The organism is Mesorhizobium sp. CA14 (genome assembly GCF_020165195.1).
Classification (GTDB): domain Bacteria; phylum Pseudomonadota; class Alphaproteobacteria; order Rhizobiales; family Rhizobiaceae; genus Mesorhizobium.
Genome location: NZ_JAIUHR010000020.1, coordinates 58422 through 72899, shown reverse-complemented (window position 1 = coordinate 72899; position 14478 = coordinate 58422). Strand labels below are relative to the sequence as shown.

The 14478-nt window shown below is 55.4% G+C and carries 19 protein-coding genes and 2 pseudogenes; 10 read left to right on the top strand and 11 right to left on the bottom strand.

The features are described from left to right. Positions 1 to 46 precede the first annotated feature (46 nt). Positions 47 to 412, top strand: coding sequence for a DUF3768 domain-containing protein (locus LB565_RS20180; RefSeq protein ID WP_318012177.1), 366 nt, complete (start codon positions 47 to 49; stop codon positions 410 to 412). Between the two features lies 1 nt (position 413). Then, positions 414 to 869 carry a hypothetical protein gene (locus LB565_RS20175; RefSeq protein WP_224587010.1) on the top strand — a complete coding sequence of 152 codons (456 nt, stop codon included), beginning with the start codon at positions 414 to 416 and terminating at the stop codon, positions 867 to 869. A gap of 68 nt (positions 870 to 937) precedes the next feature. Here LB565_RS20175 and LB565_RS20170 read toward each other — a convergent pair whose 3' ends face one another. Beyond that, entirely contained in the window at positions 938 to 1201 is a 264-nt protein-coding gene (locus LB565_RS20170) for a helix-turn-helix transcriptional regulator (protein WP_224587008.1), read from the bottom strand. A 128-nt stretch (positions 1202 to 1329) separates the two neighbouring features. Between LB565_RS20170 and LB565_RS20165 the strand changes: the two genes are divergently transcribed. Both LB565_RS20165 and LB565_RS20160 read left to right on the top strand, forming a co-directional pair. Next, the gene (locus tag LB565_RS20165) at positions 1330 to 1680 is read left to right on the top strand and encodes a hypothetical protein (RefSeq protein ID WP_224587007.1); all 351 of its coding nucleotides are present in this window, start codon (positions 1330 to 1332) and stop codon (positions 1678 to 1680) included. 74 nt (positions 1681 to 1754) lie between these two features. Then, positions 1755 to 2897: a hypothetical protein gene (locus tag LB565_RS20160; RefSeq protein WP_224587005.1), complete on the top strand. Its 1143-nt coding sequence runs from the start codon at positions 1755 to 1757 to the stop codon at positions 2895 to 2897. A gap of 193 nt (positions 2898 to 3090) precedes the next feature. Here the strand turns inward: LB565_RS20160 and LB565_RS20155 are convergent, their stop codons facing one another. The 3 genes and pseudogenes from LB565_RS20155 to LB565_RS20145 all read right to left on the bottom strand — a co-directional run. Further along, positions 3091 to 3306, bottom strand: coding sequence for a hypothetical protein (locus tag LB565_RS20155; RefSeq protein ID WP_224587004.1), 216 nt, complete (start codon positions 3304 to 3306; stop codon positions 3091 to 3093). Then, positions 3306 to 3545, bottom strand: a complete 240-nt coding sequence (locus LB565_RS20150) for a DUF3606 domain-containing protein (RefSeq protein ID WP_411970675.1) — start codon at positions 3543 to 3545, stop codon at positions 3306 to 3308. Before LB565_RS20150 ends, LB565_RS20155 begins: the two co-directional genes overlap by 1 nt. Positions 3546 to 3688: 143 nt before the next feature. Continuing rightward, a pseudogene (locus LB565_RS20145) lies at positions 3689 to 4288 on the bottom strand (GGDEF domain-containing protein); the annotation flags it as partial. Between the two features lie 835 nt (positions 4289 to 5123). On the opposite strand from LB565_RS20145, the gene LB565_RS20140 reads away from it, so the two are divergent. The 3 genes from LB565_RS20140 (at position 5124) to LB565_RS20130 (ending at position 6458) form a co-directional block, all read left to right on the top strand. After that, on the top strand, positions 5124 to 5348 hold the full coding sequence (locus LB565_RS20140; RefSeq protein WP_224587002.1) for a hypothetical protein: 225 nt from the start codon (positions 5124 to 5126) through the stop codon (positions 5346 to 5348). Positions 5349 to 5448: 100 nt separating this feature from the next. After that, positions 5449 to 5628, top strand: a complete 180-nt coding sequence (locus tag LB565_RS20135) for a hypothetical protein (RefSeq protein WP_224587001.1) — start codon at positions 5449 to 5451, stop codon at positions 5626 to 5628. A gap of 647 nt (positions 5629 to 6275) precedes the next feature. Beyond that, complete coding sequence (locus tag LB565_RS20130; RefSeq protein ID WP_224587000.1) at positions 6276 to 6458, top strand: hypothetical protein; 183 nt, start codon at positions 6276 to 6278, stop codon at positions 6456 to 6458. Here LB565_RS20130 and LB565_RS20125 read toward each other — a convergent pair. The 4 genes and pseudogenes from LB565_RS20125 to LB565_RS20110 form a co-directional block, all read right to left on the bottom strand. Continuing rightward, a pseudogene (locus LB565_RS20125) lies at positions 6429 to 6662 on the bottom strand (hypothetical protein); the annotation flags it as partial. The gene LB565_RS20130 and the pseudogene LB565_RS20125 overlap by 30 nt on opposite strands. A gap of 296 nt (positions 6663 to 6958) precedes the next feature. Continuing rightward, on the bottom strand, positions 6959 to 7189 hold the full coding sequence (locus tag LB565_RS29955; protein ID WP_318012176.1) for a hypothetical protein: 231 nt from the start codon (positions 7187 to 7189) through the stop codon (positions 6959 to 6961). A gap of 344 nt (positions 7190 to 7533) precedes the next feature. After that, a complete protein-coding gene (locus tag LB565_RS20115; protein ID WP_411970674.1) occupies positions 7534 to 7986 on the bottom strand; it encodes a MucR family transcriptional regulator in 453 nt (150 codons plus the stop codon). An 89-nt stretch (positions 7987 to 8075) separates the two neighbouring features. Further along, a complete protein-coding gene (locus tag LB565_RS20110; RefSeq protein WP_224586999.1) occupies positions 8076 to 8633 on the bottom strand; it encodes a recombinase family protein in 558 nt (185 codons plus the stop codon). Between the two features lie 662 nt (positions 8634 to 9295). Between LB565_RS20110 and LB565_RS20105 the strand changes: the two genes are divergently transcribed. The 3 genes from LB565_RS20105 (at position 9296) to LB565_RS20095 (ending at position 11530) form a co-directional block, all read left to right on the top strand. Continuing rightward, a complete protein-coding gene (locus LB565_RS20105; protein WP_224586998.1) occupies positions 9296 to 10279 on the top strand; it encodes a Crp/Fnr family transcriptional regulator in 984 nt (327 codons plus the stop codon). Between the two features lie 15 nt (positions 10280 to 10294). Further along, positions 10295 to 10534 carry a DUF6894 family protein gene (locus LB565_RS20100; RefSeq protein ID WP_224586997.1) on the top strand — a complete coding sequence of 80 codons (240 nt, stop codon included), beginning with the start codon at positions 10295 to 10297 and terminating at the stop codon, positions 10532 to 10534. Positions 10535 to 10987: 453 nt separating this feature from the next. Beyond that, positions 10988 to 11530: a hypothetical protein gene (locus LB565_RS20095; protein ID WP_224586996.1), complete on the top strand. Its 543-nt coding sequence runs from the start codon at positions 10988 to 10990 to the stop codon at positions 11528 to 11530. Here LB565_RS20095 and LB565_RS20090 read toward each other — a convergent pair. From LB565_RS20090 to LB565_RS20080, 3 genes are read right to left on the bottom strand one after another with little or no spacing between them, the layout of a single operon-like run. Then, the gene (locus LB565_RS20090) at positions 11495 to 12700 is read right to left on the bottom strand and encodes a DNA methyltransferase (RefSeq protein WP_224586995.1); all 1206 of its coding nucleotides are present in this window, start codon (positions 12698 to 12700) and stop codon (positions 11495 to 11497) included. The genes LB565_RS20095 and LB565_RS20090 overlap by 36 nt on opposite strands. After that, positions 12594 to 13853 (bottom strand): HD domain-containing protein, encoded by a 1260-nt coding sequence (locus LB565_RS20085; RefSeq protein ID WP_224586994.1) that lies wholly within the window; start codon positions 13851 to 13853, stop codon positions 12594 to 12596. The genes LB565_RS20090 and LB565_RS20085 overlap by 107 nt, the downstream gene beginning before the upstream one ends. Further along, positions 13850 to 14434: a hypothetical protein gene (locus tag LB565_RS20080; RefSeq protein WP_224586993.1), complete on the bottom strand. Its 585-nt coding sequence runs from the start codon at positions 14432 to 14434 to the stop codon at positions 13850 to 13852. The genes LB565_RS20085 and LB565_RS20080 overlap by 4 nt, the downstream gene beginning before the upstream one ends. Positions 14435 to 14478 lie beyond the last annotated feature (44 nt).

Genomic DNA, 14478 nt, shown 5'->3' with positions numbered 1-14478 from the left:
ATTGACATAAACACGGTCGCTTAGCGGCCCAGAGTAGGATTCACTAATGGCGATGGAATGTACCTTTCGTGAGGCGTGTGCGCTCGGCAGTCGGCAGCAGCGCATCGCGAGCTTGAACGACAGCTTGCGTAGGACGGGTCAAGGCGGCCGCGTGGTGCTGACCGTCGGCATTACCGGGCTGCGAGCGGACGTTCGTGCCGAGGTCATTGCGGCGGTCGCTCGGTTCGACGAGTTCAATGAGGACAATGATCCAAGCGGAGAGCACGACTGCGCGGTGATCGAAGTCGATGGCAACACCGTCATCTGGAAGATCGACTACTACGACAAGCCCATGCAGTTCGGCTCCGACGACCCGGCAGACCCGGCGGTCACCACTCGCGTTTTGACCATCATGCTCTCCGAGGAATATTGAGATGCTCGGCCGCGGTCTTTCACGCCGCGCTTTGCTGAGCGCGTTGCCTGCTGGCTTTGTCGCCGCAACAGCATCTGCCGCCGATGGCCATTCAGCGTTACCGGATGATGGTCTGGTCGACCCGACCGCCGAGGACGTGTCGCCCGCGCTTATGCAGGCCATCTGCGCGCACTGCGCAGCTTACTGGGAACTTCGGCAAATCGCTCGACGGACCGACGATGTCGTCATCGGCCGTCCTGTGACGCGCGAAGAATTCGACCATCTAGATGCGGCGAGCGATCTTGAGGAGCGATTGCTGCTGGCGATTTGCGAGTATCCCGCCGCGAATGACGCCGAGCGCCACGACAAGGCGACGTACCTGCTCGCTGTCTTCGAACGCGATGAGCGCGAACCTGAACTGGTTACAGCTATCTTGAGGTCGATGACCCGGGAGGCGGCTCAGCCGACTGAGCCGTGATCGGCCTATTTGACATTTGCAAGAGCGGCCGTGACACCTTGCAGCGCCAGCGCGTCAGGCCTTGGACATCATCTGCCGGGCTTTCGCCCCGCGCTCAACGGCTTTGGCCGCTCGCTACCCGGAGATGGTAAAAGCAAAAGCTCGGCAACGTCCACCGCCAGCGCAGCCGCCAATCGGTCAAGGAGATCGATGGACGGGTTAAACTTCAGGCTCTCGATTTCGCTGATCGTTCCGCGGTCAACCTCGGCTTCAAGCGCGAGGCTCTCCTGACTGATACCCTTTGCGGCTCGAACACGTCGAAGATTCCAAGCGATGCGGCTGCGTCCATCCATGCGGGCGACGCGACCAACTTGCCGCCCACTAATCTATCGGATATAGCCGACATATTCGGGAATATTCGGTTGGGTGGGTAACGGCGCGCCACTATCACGGCATTTGAAACGCGACTTGGGGGACAGGAATGAAAATTGCAGTTGGCATCATCGGGATTTTGCTCGGGATAATAACAATGCTGCAGTCCTGTGCAGTGGCGACGGGCGGCAACATCTTGGCCAACCAAGAACTCGCTGGCGCAGGTTCGGTTGGCGTATTGGTCGGACTTCTCTTTTTCGTTGGAGGAGCCTTTGCGTTTGGCCTGCCGCTGGTGGCGGCCATCGTTTTCGTTGTCGGCAGCTTCTTCGCGCTGATTGCGATCAACGCCTTTCCAGACATGAAGGTATGGGCGGTTGCAGACCTTCTCCTTGCAGCGATGGCCTTCTTTGCATGGCGGAGTGCGCGGCGCTCAGGGGCCAATGTTGAAACCAGCGGATAGCGCGCGACCCAATTGGTGACATGGGCCAACGCCCAGCACATCGCGATGGACTTAAACTCATATGGAGCGACGAAATGGCTGAGCTGTCGAGGCGCATAAAACAGGCGTTCGTCGGGCTGTCCCTCTTTGGAGCGTGCTTCAGCTTAGGAACGATGCCGGTGCGAGCCGCGCAGGTGGCTGGGGACAAGGGCACGGTCTACGCAGAGATGGTCGCCGTGGAACAGATGTGCTCCTTTCTCGGGAGCCCCGCCCTGTTATCTCTCGCTGATCTGAAGGCCCTAGACCCGGGAGCTTATGATCTCTCGTTCCGAGAATTTTCATCTTCAATGGATATGTGGCTCACAGCGAAAAATAAATCGGTGGGTGCTGATCATCCGGACACCATCTTCGCAAGCGATCAAACTCAGAGCGACATAACCACTCGTTTCAATTTGTGCTTCGGATTGCATAGCGCGGACAAAAACTTGATTAATGTCCTGAAGGTCGTTTTCGACGAAGGAATGCCGCCGCCTGATTTGTGGTTCAAGCAAATTAACCTCGGAAGAGCGGTGGACATATCTACTGTAGTGTTTATAGCTGCGATGCAGGACGGCAACGAGTACCTGAAGAGATATCTCGAGGGTACGGCAGGCTTGCTCGCGAGCCGTGTCGCCACCGCGCGGCAAAATCGCGCTGCACAGCAGTCAGCAGCTTCAAATGAGGAAGGCGAGTCCGACGAAGATCCCGGTGACGATCTGGATTCAGTCTTGGGCGGTGGCCCAGCATACGCGCAGTACACCTGCGAGATAACTGAATCGGCCCTTTACGGGGTGCCAGATTTCAACGGCCCCGGCAAATCAGTCACCGCAGAGATTAGCGTCAAAGGCGACGGCAATGCCATCATAAATGGCAAGGGCATTAAGGCAGCGAAGGTTTTTCCAGCGTCGGCAGGATCAGACGAACCGTTTAACAGTGTAGTTTACAGAGCGATTGACGTGAAGAACGCGCTATTCTCGACGGAAGGGCTAGGGCCGGGTCTGATCAATCCAAGCCAAGACGAACTTCAGGCATTCGAGCAGATGAAGGGAATTATGCAAGGAATGAGCGATTCACTTTTCGGAGGACGAACCCGAATTTTAGGCATTTCGCTCGCAAACGACACCGTCGTGTTTGGCGATTTGAAGCCCGGTGCGAACTTCGTCAATCGAAGCACGCCGAATTGCACCCGAACGCGCTGAACCCGCTCACACATCAACGGGCAGCTCACACGCCGGTCGCTCGGCACCCACAGCCGTTAAAGGGAAAATCGGCCCTGCGAAGCCCGCCAGCGCGTTTTTGCGTTCGGCCGGTGTTGGGGTGCGGGCTCGCCTGACCGGTAGCTGCGCCGGGCCGCAAGGCGCTACCTGTCACCACAAACCGATCCGTGGCTGACTATTTGCTGAACACCGTCGCTGGATCAGCATCTAAGCTGAATTCGTGGATTGTGCCGCTCTTGTCCGTCAGGCGAAACCAGTGCTCCTGTAGCGCCCGAGGTGAGATGACTCTGCCCGTTACATCTTCGACCGCCCTCAAGGCATCGTCAGCGTCGGCATCGTTTGTGGCGATGACATCTTCGCCGAAGAGTTCGTCGACGCGGTAGCGAGCCATCATCGTACCCCAAGGCGCTTCGCCTCTGCCTCAAGGGTCTCGCGGTCGTTGCCATGCTTGGCGATCAACTCGCGCACTTGAGGAATCGACAGCCCGAATTTGCTGGCGAAATAGCCAACCTCGTATTCTTCATCACCCGATACACGGTCCCGGTCACGGAAATCCGTTTTGCTCTTCGTCGGCCATGTGCCTGTCCTCCGCTCGTGAAAAAGAAAGCGGACATCGGCAAAATGTTCCACTTTGATGCTTCAGCGACTGCTAAGGAACGCAACCAGCTCCCCAGCCATTCCTCAGGGTCAGGGAGTTTCAGTGCATGCGTACCCAAAAAGGGCAACTCACCTTCATCGAGTTCCAATCGCCGACGCTGGTCGAGAAAGCTCCCGGCTGCAACCGTCGCGAAGATACCGCTGGCGAAGAACAGCGTTCCATCAATCGCGCTCCCGTGCTCAATAGCCGGATTCTGCACCTGAAACACGAGATACAGTCCCAGCGCCACCGCCGCAATCGTGACCGTCCAGGCCAGCGGGACACCGAAGATGATGATGGCTGTAATGGCCACGAACAGCATGACGTTCAATTGCCGTTCATAGAACTCGCCGCCAGCGCTTACGCCGACCAAGGCAACCGATAACAGGATCAGGAACATACCTACAACTAGCGAAGCCCCTTCGAGCCAGGAGGGGCGCGGCTTTCGCCATGCGAAAACCACTGCGATGACGACAGGCGGGATGATAGCTCCAGGCAGGAGCATGGACTGCACGATTGCGCTTGGGAGCATCAGCATGTTGAGCGCCAGCGTCAGCACGTCCAACAAGGCCACCCAGATCATCCAGGCGCGGATGATCTTCGCCGTTTGCGACCAAACTCGTGCGCGAAACAGACGCTTGATCTCACCTTTGAGGCGGATATCGCGTGTTCGGCGCGCCAGAAGCCGGTCAACTTCGGCACTTAAGGCAGGGTCATCCTGCGCATCGAGGTGCATGAGGTCTGACAAGTCGATAGGCCTTACGCTTCTCCTGATCGTCCACTCGAAGCCTTTCGGAGCTCCGCAAAGCGCGAGCCTGTCAAACTATCCTGAAGATTTCATTTCTAGCATAGTGTGTTTCAGAAGCTCGGGTGGCCAGAAATCTTCCGGCCGCCATCGGGGGACCAGCTTTGGAAAGCGCCGACCCCAAAAGTTGATTGCTTTTTATCCCGCCGAGGTGGAAGAATTCGGGTGCTTGGGTGTGGCATTTCTGTGGTGGGCGTTCCCATTGGCGATAGGCCGCATGGTCAAACTGCGGAGTCGATTCGACAGCTCTCGCCAACGTCCAGCCCGGAGATACAATCTCGTTAAGGAAACTGTTACCGTGAAACCTTTGGGTTTTGCGGGTTCGCGCTCAGTATGCCGTGCCACAGTAAGCGCCAGCAAGGTCGGGCGACGGCTTTTTGGCTCGTCACTGTTCCCGTCCATTCTCCAAAAAGGGTGATTATCAGCGCAAGCTAATATGTGCTATAGTTAATCGTAGAGTCTGCAGCTAACTGGTGTCTGTCCCCTCACCCACCTCGTCTCTCCTGACGCTGCTGCGAGGCTTCGCTGAAAGAGGGCCGGTCGTTGCGCTAAGCGGCCGACCCTCTTTCTCGTCGGCCACCATGTTACTATCCTGAATTGTAGGTCCGCCGGTCGCTGTCCTCCCAAGACTTTGCGCGGTGGGCTTCAAGGCCCGGACTGCCGGGTAGACAGTTCCGATCCTCTTCCTATTTCACACAGATTTTTGTTGATTTCTGTAAGCCTTGACCCAACGATAAGCGCTCGGGTTTTGGGTGGAGTTGGGCTGGTGGACGTTCAAGCCGATTATAGGCGGGCGAGCACCGCTAGAGAGCTTGTCCATGCAGCGCTCCTGAGCGCCCCGTTTGCCGAGACGGTTTCGATCAAAGAAACCATCGCTGCCGTCCGCCGACTAGGTCCCGGACTCCGCGAGAGCGATTGCCAACTCACCGAATGCATCATGTACGAGGCGATATTGCTGGGCCGCTTCGTCGCCTTCGACATCCATGAATAGATGCGAGCCTACGGCGTTCCTCTGGTTCCCCCTCGGTCTCGGAACGATTCCCTCACGGGGGAGTTCCGTCTTTGAGGGCACCGATTGGATGCCCTATTCAATGGCCATCCTTAACGAGTCTGCCCGAGCCTTCCGGCAGTTGATCACTTCGGAAGACTACCGCCGAAATTTGCGCAAGCAGCTGGGCTTGAGCGTCGAACCGCCGCTGCCGACGTCTTTCACTGAATTGTTAGGCGCGCTGGATCGGCGGGACGAGGAAACAGACGAGGCAAGCTCGTAGGGACTGGATTGCACCCACTGCATTTCCTCTCAACACGGATTGACGCGATTTGGCCATCTTGGCAAATTCAGACCTGTTCCAGCGGCACCCCAACGCCCCCGCGTTTAGTCCCCGCCGCTGCAAACGCCCAAGCTCTAGCCCGACAGCCCCCTGTCGGGCTTTTTTCTTTTCCTCAACTTTTAGGGAACCGAATCCTACGTTCGGACGTTGCGGCCGCTGGGGAGAGGGAATCCCGCCGATGTCAGACGGAAACCAGACGATACCAGTCGTCCAGAAGCTGGTTCAAGAAACCGGCATTGCTGCGGCGCAAGCCCACGAACTTGCCCTCCTGATCGGATTGAATTGGAACTCGCTAATGCGAGAGGCAAAGCTCCTTCAGGCTGGGGCAAGGGCCGAGGTCACCCAGGACAGACCACCCCCGAGGATTGACGCGCTAGGGACGCAATTCCTATCCTGACCACCGGTCCGCCAGCCCGGGAGTGCCCTCCTTGGAACGGTGCTGCGGGCTGTGAGGGTCGGGTCGCCGGTAGACGGTCCGGCCCTCTTCCTATTTCACGCAGATTTTGAAATGATTTTCCGGTAGCGGGTCAGTTTGAAATTTAAGGCCGCCATTCAGCCGAGTCGCTTAATGTCATATGATTCGGCACATGGGCAAGAAGGCAAAGCAGAAAGCCAAACAGGCGATTGAAGTGTCATTGGAAGGCGAGCTTGCTGCGGAAGCCGTCTACTATGCCCGCAAGGTCGGCATCACCAAAGAGGAAGCCGCCAAGATCATCCGGGAAACCCACCAGCCGAAGCTCTCAATAGTCCGCAAAGACAAGCCCAGATAGACGCTTAGGCAATCTTCTTTTGTAAGGGCCGCGCACCATTGGCTTTTCGGCTTGTTTCGGCTCGATAAGCGCAACGATATCCGCGATCTCGCAAAGCTTGTCGGTCACGCCAGCGGCCATCGCAGCGGTAACGCGCAGCATCTTATGGATGCGCATGAAGTTGTAATACATGAAGTGGAGCGCAACCGCGTTGGCGCGGGCTTCTGACTATGGAAATCTTCCAAGTTTTCGACGACGGCACTAATGAAGAAGAGGCCCTGTGGCGCGCGATCTCCAAGCGCAGCAGAGCGTAGACTGTCATCGGACCTTCAACACGCAATCGCCTTCCCAAGAACACACTGAGACGTCCCGCCAACGAAGGCCAAGGCTTAGGCAGGTATTGTTATTCAGCCATAATGGAGACGGGGTTTTGGTAAGGTGCCCGTGAATTGAATGCCCACGCGGTCGTTCCGTCGCCACCGCCGGATAGATTGATACGCGACGCCGTCGGTGGGCACATATTAGACGAACCGCTCTGGCACAAACGCCTCGACCGGCACCTTGAGTTCAGCCCCACCGCTGTTCTGGTTTCGAATCGTGCAGCTGATTTCGGAGTCGTTGGTGCCGTTGATAATCGCCGCGCCTTTCAGCACTCGCTGACGCCTTTCTCGGCGGTTTTCGGACTCTTCAACCATCGTGACCTCCATCAGGCCACCCCCAGCCATTTTACGCTCGGCGGGACGCAATTCCAATTCGCTTCTTTCCACGCGTACGGGCAGGAACTGGTTAGGATCCGCTTCCGGTTACTGACGCAAATTCGGTGGGAACGGCGCGTCGTCTGATGGGACGAACGGCACCCTCTACCAACCTCGCTGCCCTTGCCGCCAGCTGCGAGCAAAGCCGATCAGAACTACCCCGGTAGTGCCAAGAAGACAGACAAGGATGCAATTGAACAGCTGCGATAGCACCCCGGGCGCGAAGATCGCGCCGGGTGCGAATGGATTAATGTTGGGGTACTCAAATGTGACCCATTGAAGGAAAGCGGCAGCTATGAGGGAGCCCCCTACAAACTGAAGTAGTGTGACGAAGAGCGCTTTCATTTTGTCCCGCGCTTGGCTGAAGTTTTTTTCGTCGGTTTGGTGCCGACCTTTCGACCGAGCCCGCTTGACTTCGCCAGAGCGGAGCGCTGCGCAGCGTAGTTGGGTGCCACCATAGGATAGTCGCGAGCCAAGCCCCACTTCTCCCGATACTCATCGGGCGTCAGGCCGTAGTGCACGCCGATGTGGCGCTTCAATGATTTGAACCTCTTTCCGTCCTCAAGGCAAATGATGTAGTCAGGAAATACAGACCGCTTCGGGTTTACCGCTGGAGTATAAATTGGCTTCTCGGGCTCAACCGGTTGTCCGACCTTCGCGAGCGACGAATTCACACTTTGGATCAGGTCAGGCAGCGAAGCGACTGGCACTGCGTTCTTGCTGACATAAGCCGAAACGATATCCGCGGTTAGGCCCATCAACACAGCCTGTGTGTTCGAAACTTCGTCTGCCACGTAATAGCTCCTGGTTATTAGGGATGGACTTATCTAGCGAATTCACTTGGGATTGCCAGCCAGAAATAACGAAGCGGGCGGCGCGTCGCCTATCTTGCCGTCCCATGCCCATTCAGAATTCGATAAACCTGCATCCGCGAGCAACCCACCAACTTCGCAATTTGCGTCGGATTATGGTTCTGATCACGAAGAGCCAGCACCTGCCCTCTATCCAGGCGCTGTTTGCCGCCCTTATATACGCCTTCGCGTTTGGCCTGCTCGATGCCATCGCGCTGTCGTTCTTTGATGAACCGACGCTCCATCTGAGCGACCATACCAAGCACGGTAAGCACGATATGACCCATTTCTCCCCGCGTTGACACGTGCGGGTCGAGCACGGTCACGAACGCGCCCTTCTGCTCGCATTCGTAAATCAGGTTGAGGACGTCACGCGTGTCGCGGCCAAGCCGGTCTAAGCGCGTCACCATCAATTCATCCCCGGGGCGGAGGAACTCTAGAACGGTTGCCAGTTCGGCGCGGCGGTCGCGGCTGCCGCCCGACACCTTCTCTGACCGAATGACCTCGCACCCTTCAGCTTTTAGCTTGGCGAGTTGCGTTTCGAGGTCCTGATCAACCGTGCTGACGCGAGCGTAACCAATGCGAGCCATAGCCTGTCACCTCAAGGTCGAAAAGCTCGACGCTACCCTGTCGTAAATAGTCAGTGTCAAGTGACCTCTTCGGCGATGAATACTCGCGTGTAGCTCCTTGCAGCTGCACATGAACGAGGCCTGCCCGATCCGAGGCGGGCTTGTTCCCGTCCTCGCTGCTCGTCTCTCTAACGGCACCGGCTTCAACACCTCAGGCCACTTCGAATCGTTTTTAGCTACTGCTAACAATTGTGATTCCGCAGGAACTGATTTCGGCTTAGCACTCGGCTTAGAAAGAGATTGGGCGGACGCGCGGGTCGGAGCATGACAAACCACGTAAGAAACGGCGGCGACCTATTTGAAGCCGCAATGATCACGGTCATGGCCTTGGCGGTTATCGGTATCATCCTGATCATTGCGGTGGGAATTTACTGACGTCGTTCAGCCCCGCTATCCAATCGGCCTTGAGCGGCACCCTAGGTAGGCATCGGGGGCAAAGAAAAACAGTTTCATCTGGTCGCCCGCTTCACAAAAGCCAATCAGGCGCTTGGAATTGTGCAGCAAGCACCCTTTAAAAATCAACGGCATAGAGGGGAACGAATATCAAAGGGTATCGTTGAACCCGGTTTGGGGTCACGCCTCCTGGGAGCCACGCTTAAGCCGATACCTCGGGCCGCGACCTCGTGCAGAGGCTTCTGGAAGAAACCGGCATTACCGAGGCAACAAGCGCGAGAGTTGGTCTCACTACTCGGCACGAATTGGTCTTCGCTCGTCCGAGAGGCCAAAGCCATCACCAACAAGCCGAGGCCGCCCAGACTGCGCTCGTAACACATCTCTCCAAGCTCGCGCTTGGCAGCAAAGCCGCCCGCGAAAATGGAACATTAGCGCCTGATCCCGGTTCGGTACGCAACTCAACCCGGTCACCCAACTTGGCACATGTCCTTTCCCCGAACGTTTTGGTCCGTAAGCTTCAGAACATCTCCGATCTGACCCAGTCAGATATAGCTATTTTAGAAGGCATTCCGCTTTCAAAGAGGGAGTGTCGTGCAAACGAGGATATTGTACGCGAGGGCGAGCGACCCACCCATTCATTTGTGGTCTTGGAGGGCTTGGTGGGATCCACCAAGCTTACCGGCGACGGCAAACGGCAGATCACGTCCTTCTTTGTTCCGGGAGATATTCCCGATCTGCACGGTATGCATCTCTCGGTTCTGGACTGCACCTTTTCATCGCTCGCGCGCGCCAGTCTGGGCTTCATGCGGCATGATGCCATGCGAGCCATCTGCGACCGACATGCCTCCATAGCCGCTATATTTTGGCGCTCGACGCTGATCGACGCAGCAATATACCGAGAATGGGTTACCAACGTTGGAAGGCGCGACGCCTATACTCGTATGGCTCACATATTGTGCGAACTGATCGTTCGCCTTCACTCGATGGGGGTTATCAAAGATCATGTAGCCAATCTCCCGATCACGCAGGCGGCCCTTGCCGACGCGTTGGGCCTGTCAACCGTCCACGTGAACCGAGTGCTTCAGGAGCTACGACGCAACGGGCTGATATTTACCGAGGGCACCCGATTTCATGCTGTTGATTGGGCCGGGCTCGTCCGAGCCGGAGATTTTGACGCCACCTACTTGCATCAAAGGACCGCAATAACATTCTGATGGCGAGCTGGTGCGATGGCGAGATACTTCTTTGATAGCGGTGATCGCGACGTTGTCCTCAAGGACGAGGTAGGCATCGAATGCGATGGGATCGGAAGCGCGCGTGATCTGGCCATAGAAGGTCTGGTAGATCTGACGAGGGAATTCCTTAAGGACCTCAATGGCCAGGAGTTGTTCATCGAAATCCGCAACGAGCATGGAGAAACGCTGGCAAGGTTAAGCCTATCTCTGCATGCGCAACCGAGCACTCAATGAAGGCTAGGGATTTCTGCGACTGCTGGCCATCACGGTGCATGTTCAGCTCACGTGCACGCCGTCCGAACTCGCTGCCTGATACAAGTGCTGAAATCCACAGGCGTCCGAGAAGCGTCCTCATGCCGCTTGGGCGCAAACTACCGTTGACAGCCGCTGACCTCCCATGACGCGCTGGTCGCTTCCCGCGGTGAGGCTGTCACATCAGGTTTTAGGCTTGATGGCGCGCTGTCACAAATGACTGCCAGCTGCTCTGATGTTACGACCCTCGTCGCGGGCGAAGTTACGTCACCCGGGGGTATACCCTGATGATATCGAACATTGGGTGGGGTCATACTGAGCTCACAGACGAGACTCGACCAGAGGCATGTCCTGCGGCGTCGACATCGATTCTCGACGGCACCTCTTGCTGGTTACTCACGCGCGCCATAAGGAGTATCGGGGGAGGAAGACATCATGATCATTGTACTGGAAGGACTGGAAGGCGTCGGGAAAACAACGTTAGGGCTAGCCCTAGCAGAGGCAACAAGCTCGCTCTACGTTAAAACACCTCCTGCTGAATTCAATCCAGTAAGAGGCGCTATTGCTAAAGCAGAAAATCGCTTCGCAAATTTCTACTTCTACCTATCCTCGATTTACACCATCCAGAAAACAATTTCTCCATTTAAGCTATCGAAAGACAGGCACGCAGTCGTAGATCGGTACATCTATTCAACCATCGCGTACCATGCTGACGGGGAAGATTTTAATCCTCCACCGTTTCCAGTCGGCTCAATTTTATCGGCTGACCTTACCGTGCATATCGTGTGTTCGGACGCAAACCGTGAAGCTCGAGTCAACAACAGGGGTCATCATATATTTGAGCGCGTGAACTCAAATGAAAAGGCAATCCTTACGTACTTTGCGCGCCAGTGCGACATGGAGCACAAAAATGACGTTACTCTTGAAGAATCCACAAAATCTCTAGCCGAGAGAATCATAACTAGGTTTACAAAATAAATAGACCTGCTCGGTCGTCAGGCTTGGGTTCTGGCGGCGTTGTACCGAAATTTGGCGCTCCACCTCGCCAGCCAGACAGAAGCCAACACTTTCAGCAATTGCCACAATGTCATCAGAATTGAACGTACGACTCTTCGATGCTCCAAACACAACCGCGCATGGAGCACCAGCCTTAAGACAAACGTACATTGATTGAAAGGTATTACGCAGATCGGCTTCGAATTCGTCTACTGCAAGACGCCGATGGCGTTTGGATCGCGCTCCTATCTCTTGTATACGATGCTGCTCGATATCGTGACCAAACCACTCCATCGATAGCCGCTGTGACTTAACATAGTCAACCACCCCGAAATAAGGGGGCGACGTCACGATTAGGTCGACTGCATCAGCTCCGACGTAGTCTGTCAGAGCTTGAGATCTGCCCTGTATGACCAACGAATCGAATGGAATTGAACCGGCAATCGCTCTATCTCTCTCTCGGTAGGCCGCTAGCAGAGATCTAGTCAACTCAAAAAGAGCTTCCGAGACGCTTCGTTTGGGATCTCCTTTTGGAGAAGTGTTGTCGCAGACATAGCCCCAATGGCGCGTTTCGCGCGATACGCCGAGAAGGATAGCAGAAAAGCAAAACTCCCCGATTAACCTGACGCAAGGGTCATCGTACCTCGCAATCAAGTGAAACAGCCTTTTTAAATCCGGAAGGACGGAACCTGAATACCATTTGCTCGCCTGAACCAAGGGAGGAAGGGGGGCGTCGGTATTAATCACCACGCTTCGACTGGTAAAATCTGTTAGAATGCGGTCAAGAGTCGCCTCGATCTCCACGCTAGAAATGCTCAGAGTCTTAGCCTTTGATATCAATACGCTGATTGGATTTATGTCGACACCAACGGATCTGCGCATGAGCCGCTGCGCCTCGACCAGCGTCGTGCCCGACCCGCAAAACGGGTCCACAACCAACTCACCGGGGCTGCTGAGCAGCGATATTAGTATCGAAGGGAGTTGCGAGATAAATCGGCCGGGGTGAAAATGAGCTGCCGAAAAACCGGACCGACTACGAGCGCCGTCAAAATTCCACGACACCTCCTCGAGCTGGCGTAGCGCCAGCCGAATTCGGCTCGATGATCCAACCGCTTCTTTCAGCGCAATGTCCAAACTGCCTCCCGACGGCATCAGCTAGTCGCCCCCTGACTTTGGGCGAGGCGACGTAAACGTTCAAGCGATAAGTTGGCTGGGGCTCGCCCATCGACCACGGTTCGCTGGTGGCAGTATCGAAGAACCGCAGGCGACGCGTCAAAACGTCCCCAACCGACTCGACCGAAACATAGACTAAGGTGTTCAACTCGTGCTCTAGACCTTGGGTGATCCGATCCCTGTGATCGAGCAGAACGGTTCGAGGCATTCGCACCTCAGACCTAAAAGCCAGCGAAACCTCGTAGAGTTCGACCCCCCGGTGCAGGTGAACAAAATACCGGCTGAGCTCCGACTCGCGTTGAAGTCGAGCGTTCAAGCGCTCGTCAGTTAGGAACCAGTCGAATTTGCTGATCAGGCCAAGCTGGATTGCCTCGAACACGATTCTAGCAAAGACAGCTTGGTTTTGCCGGTGCATTCTGACGCCCAAGATGGTCCTGTACGATTGTTCGCGAGCGGACATCCAGCTTTCGATCAGACTTTTCTTGGCGACAGGAAAGAATTTGTCGCCATTTTTATCAACAATAAGCTCAGACGCGATTTCAACAGGAGTGCTGTGATCGACGGAGAAGCCTAGATAGTGGGCCATTCTGAACACGTTATCGATGTTATCGAGATCGATATCACCGAAGAGATATTTAGACAGCGGGTGGTTTCCAGCTAGGATTGATCTAACGGTTTCCTCAATTCCAAGAGAAGAGATGACCTTCGAAAGCTGCGGAGCCTGCCCTTCATATATCTGATGATCCTCTGCCAAAGGATGATGGCTAGCATCAAGAATGTTACTTGCAATCTGCTCGTGATTTATTCGGTAACGCCTGACGAATTCGTACTCGACTGTATGGCCGAATGGGGGAGTACCTATGTCATGAAGCAAGATGGCACATAGAAGCGCGTTGATTTCAGTCGAGTCAAAATCAATGGTTCTTATTCGAGTTCCGAGGTGCATTACCCCAAGAGTGTGAGAAAGTCGTCGAACCTCCGACAAAGCCGCAAGTTGGATCGACTCGTAGTTTAGTAGACGGATTGATGAAAGCCTCTTAAGCTCAGGTGAATTTAGTAGAGGAGAAAGAAAACTGGGAACGGAGATCTGTCCATACACGGGGTCATAAACAATTTGGTAGCTCCTACTCAAAACGAATTCCCTCTATTTAGCCTATTCGCGGTAGAGTGAAGAGACAGCTGAGTGGAGATTGCGGCTGCTTGATCATGTAAGCGCCACGTCTCGAAACCACTTTCTCCGAGCGCACCAGCAACTATGCGACGTAGCAGTTGCCGACTGTCCCGCTTTATAAAAAATATGCGCAACTCAGTGAGATCAAAGGAGAACCAAATATAGTTGTTTCCATTTACTCCGGATAAATTGTCGAATGCAATTGTTTTGTGTGGCGAAAGCTCGTTAGCGCTGATGCATTTTTGTACCTCCGTTTCGAGCGCGGCGTGAAATTCCGTTTCCAGCCCGCTGGCAATCCCAAGAGGCACAAGGTGAATGTGCGCGTGATCGCAACACCCGAGAGATCTGACGCTCCCGTCAGCGGGCCCATGTTCAAGGAACACCTTCGGCGAACCACCAACTTTCATCGCTTCGGTGAAGCTGAGGATCGTGCCTTTGGCGGCACTCAATTCAAAAGATGACAATTCCGAGAAGCTGCGGTGGTGCTCATCGGTATAAAACAAGGAATGATCCGCGCGAATTGGCGCAATGTCGCTGGTCACGCGCAGCGAGCTATCGAGTTGGACAAACCCGCCTCTATCGCTAA

Excerpts from the sequence above, each read along its gene's own strand:
- LB565_RS20175 (WP_224587010.1), top strand. The coding sequence starts at position 414 with ATGCTCGGCCGCGGTCTTTCACGCCGCGCTTTGCTGAGCGCGTTGCCT.
- LB565_RS20155 (WP_224587004.1), bottom strand. The coding sequence starts at position 3,306 with ATGGCTCGCTACCGCGTCGACGAACTCTTCGGCGAAGATGTCATCGCC.
- LB565_RS20135 (WP_224587001.1), top strand. The coding sequence starts at position 5,449 with ATGGCCATCCTTAACGAGTCTGCCCGAGCCTTCCGGCAGTTGATCACT.
- LB565_RS20110 (WP_224586999.1), bottom strand. The coding sequence starts at position 8,633 with ATGGCTCGCATTGGTTACGCTCGCGTCAGCACGGTTGATCAGGACCTC.
- LB565_RS20100 (WP_224586997.1), top strand. The coding sequence starts at position 10,295 with ATGGCGAGATACTTCTTTGATAGCGGTGATCGCGACGTTGTCCTCAAG.
- LB565_RS20090 (WP_224586995.1), bottom strand. The coding sequence starts at position 12,700 with ATGCCGTCGGGAGGCAGTTTGGACATTGCGCTGAAAGAAGCGGTTGGA.
- LB565_RS20170 (WP_224587008.1), bottom strand. The coding sequence starts at position 1,201 with ATGGATGGACGCAGCCGCATCGCTTGGAATCTTCGACGTGTTCGAGCC.
- LB565_RS20160 (WP_224587005.1), top strand. The coding sequence starts at position 1,755 with ATGGCTGAGCTGTCGAGGCGCATAAAACAGGCGTTCGTCGGGCTGTCC.
- LB565_RS20180 (WP_318012177.1), top strand. The coding sequence starts at position 47 with ATGGCGATGGAATGTACCTTTCGTGAGGCGTGTGCGCTCGGCAGTCGG.
- LB565_RS20095 (WP_224586996.1), top strand. The coding sequence starts at position 10,988 with ATGATCATTGTACTGGAAGGACTGGAAGGCGTCGGGAAAACAACGTTA.
- LB565_RS20130 (WP_224587000.1), top strand. The coding sequence starts at position 6,276 with ATGGGCAAGAAGGCAAAGCAGAAAGCCAAACAGGCGATTGAAGTGTCA.
- LB565_RS20165 (WP_224587007.1), top strand. The coding sequence starts at position 1,330 with ATGAAAATTGCAGTTGGCATCATCGGGATTTTGCTCGGGATAATAACA.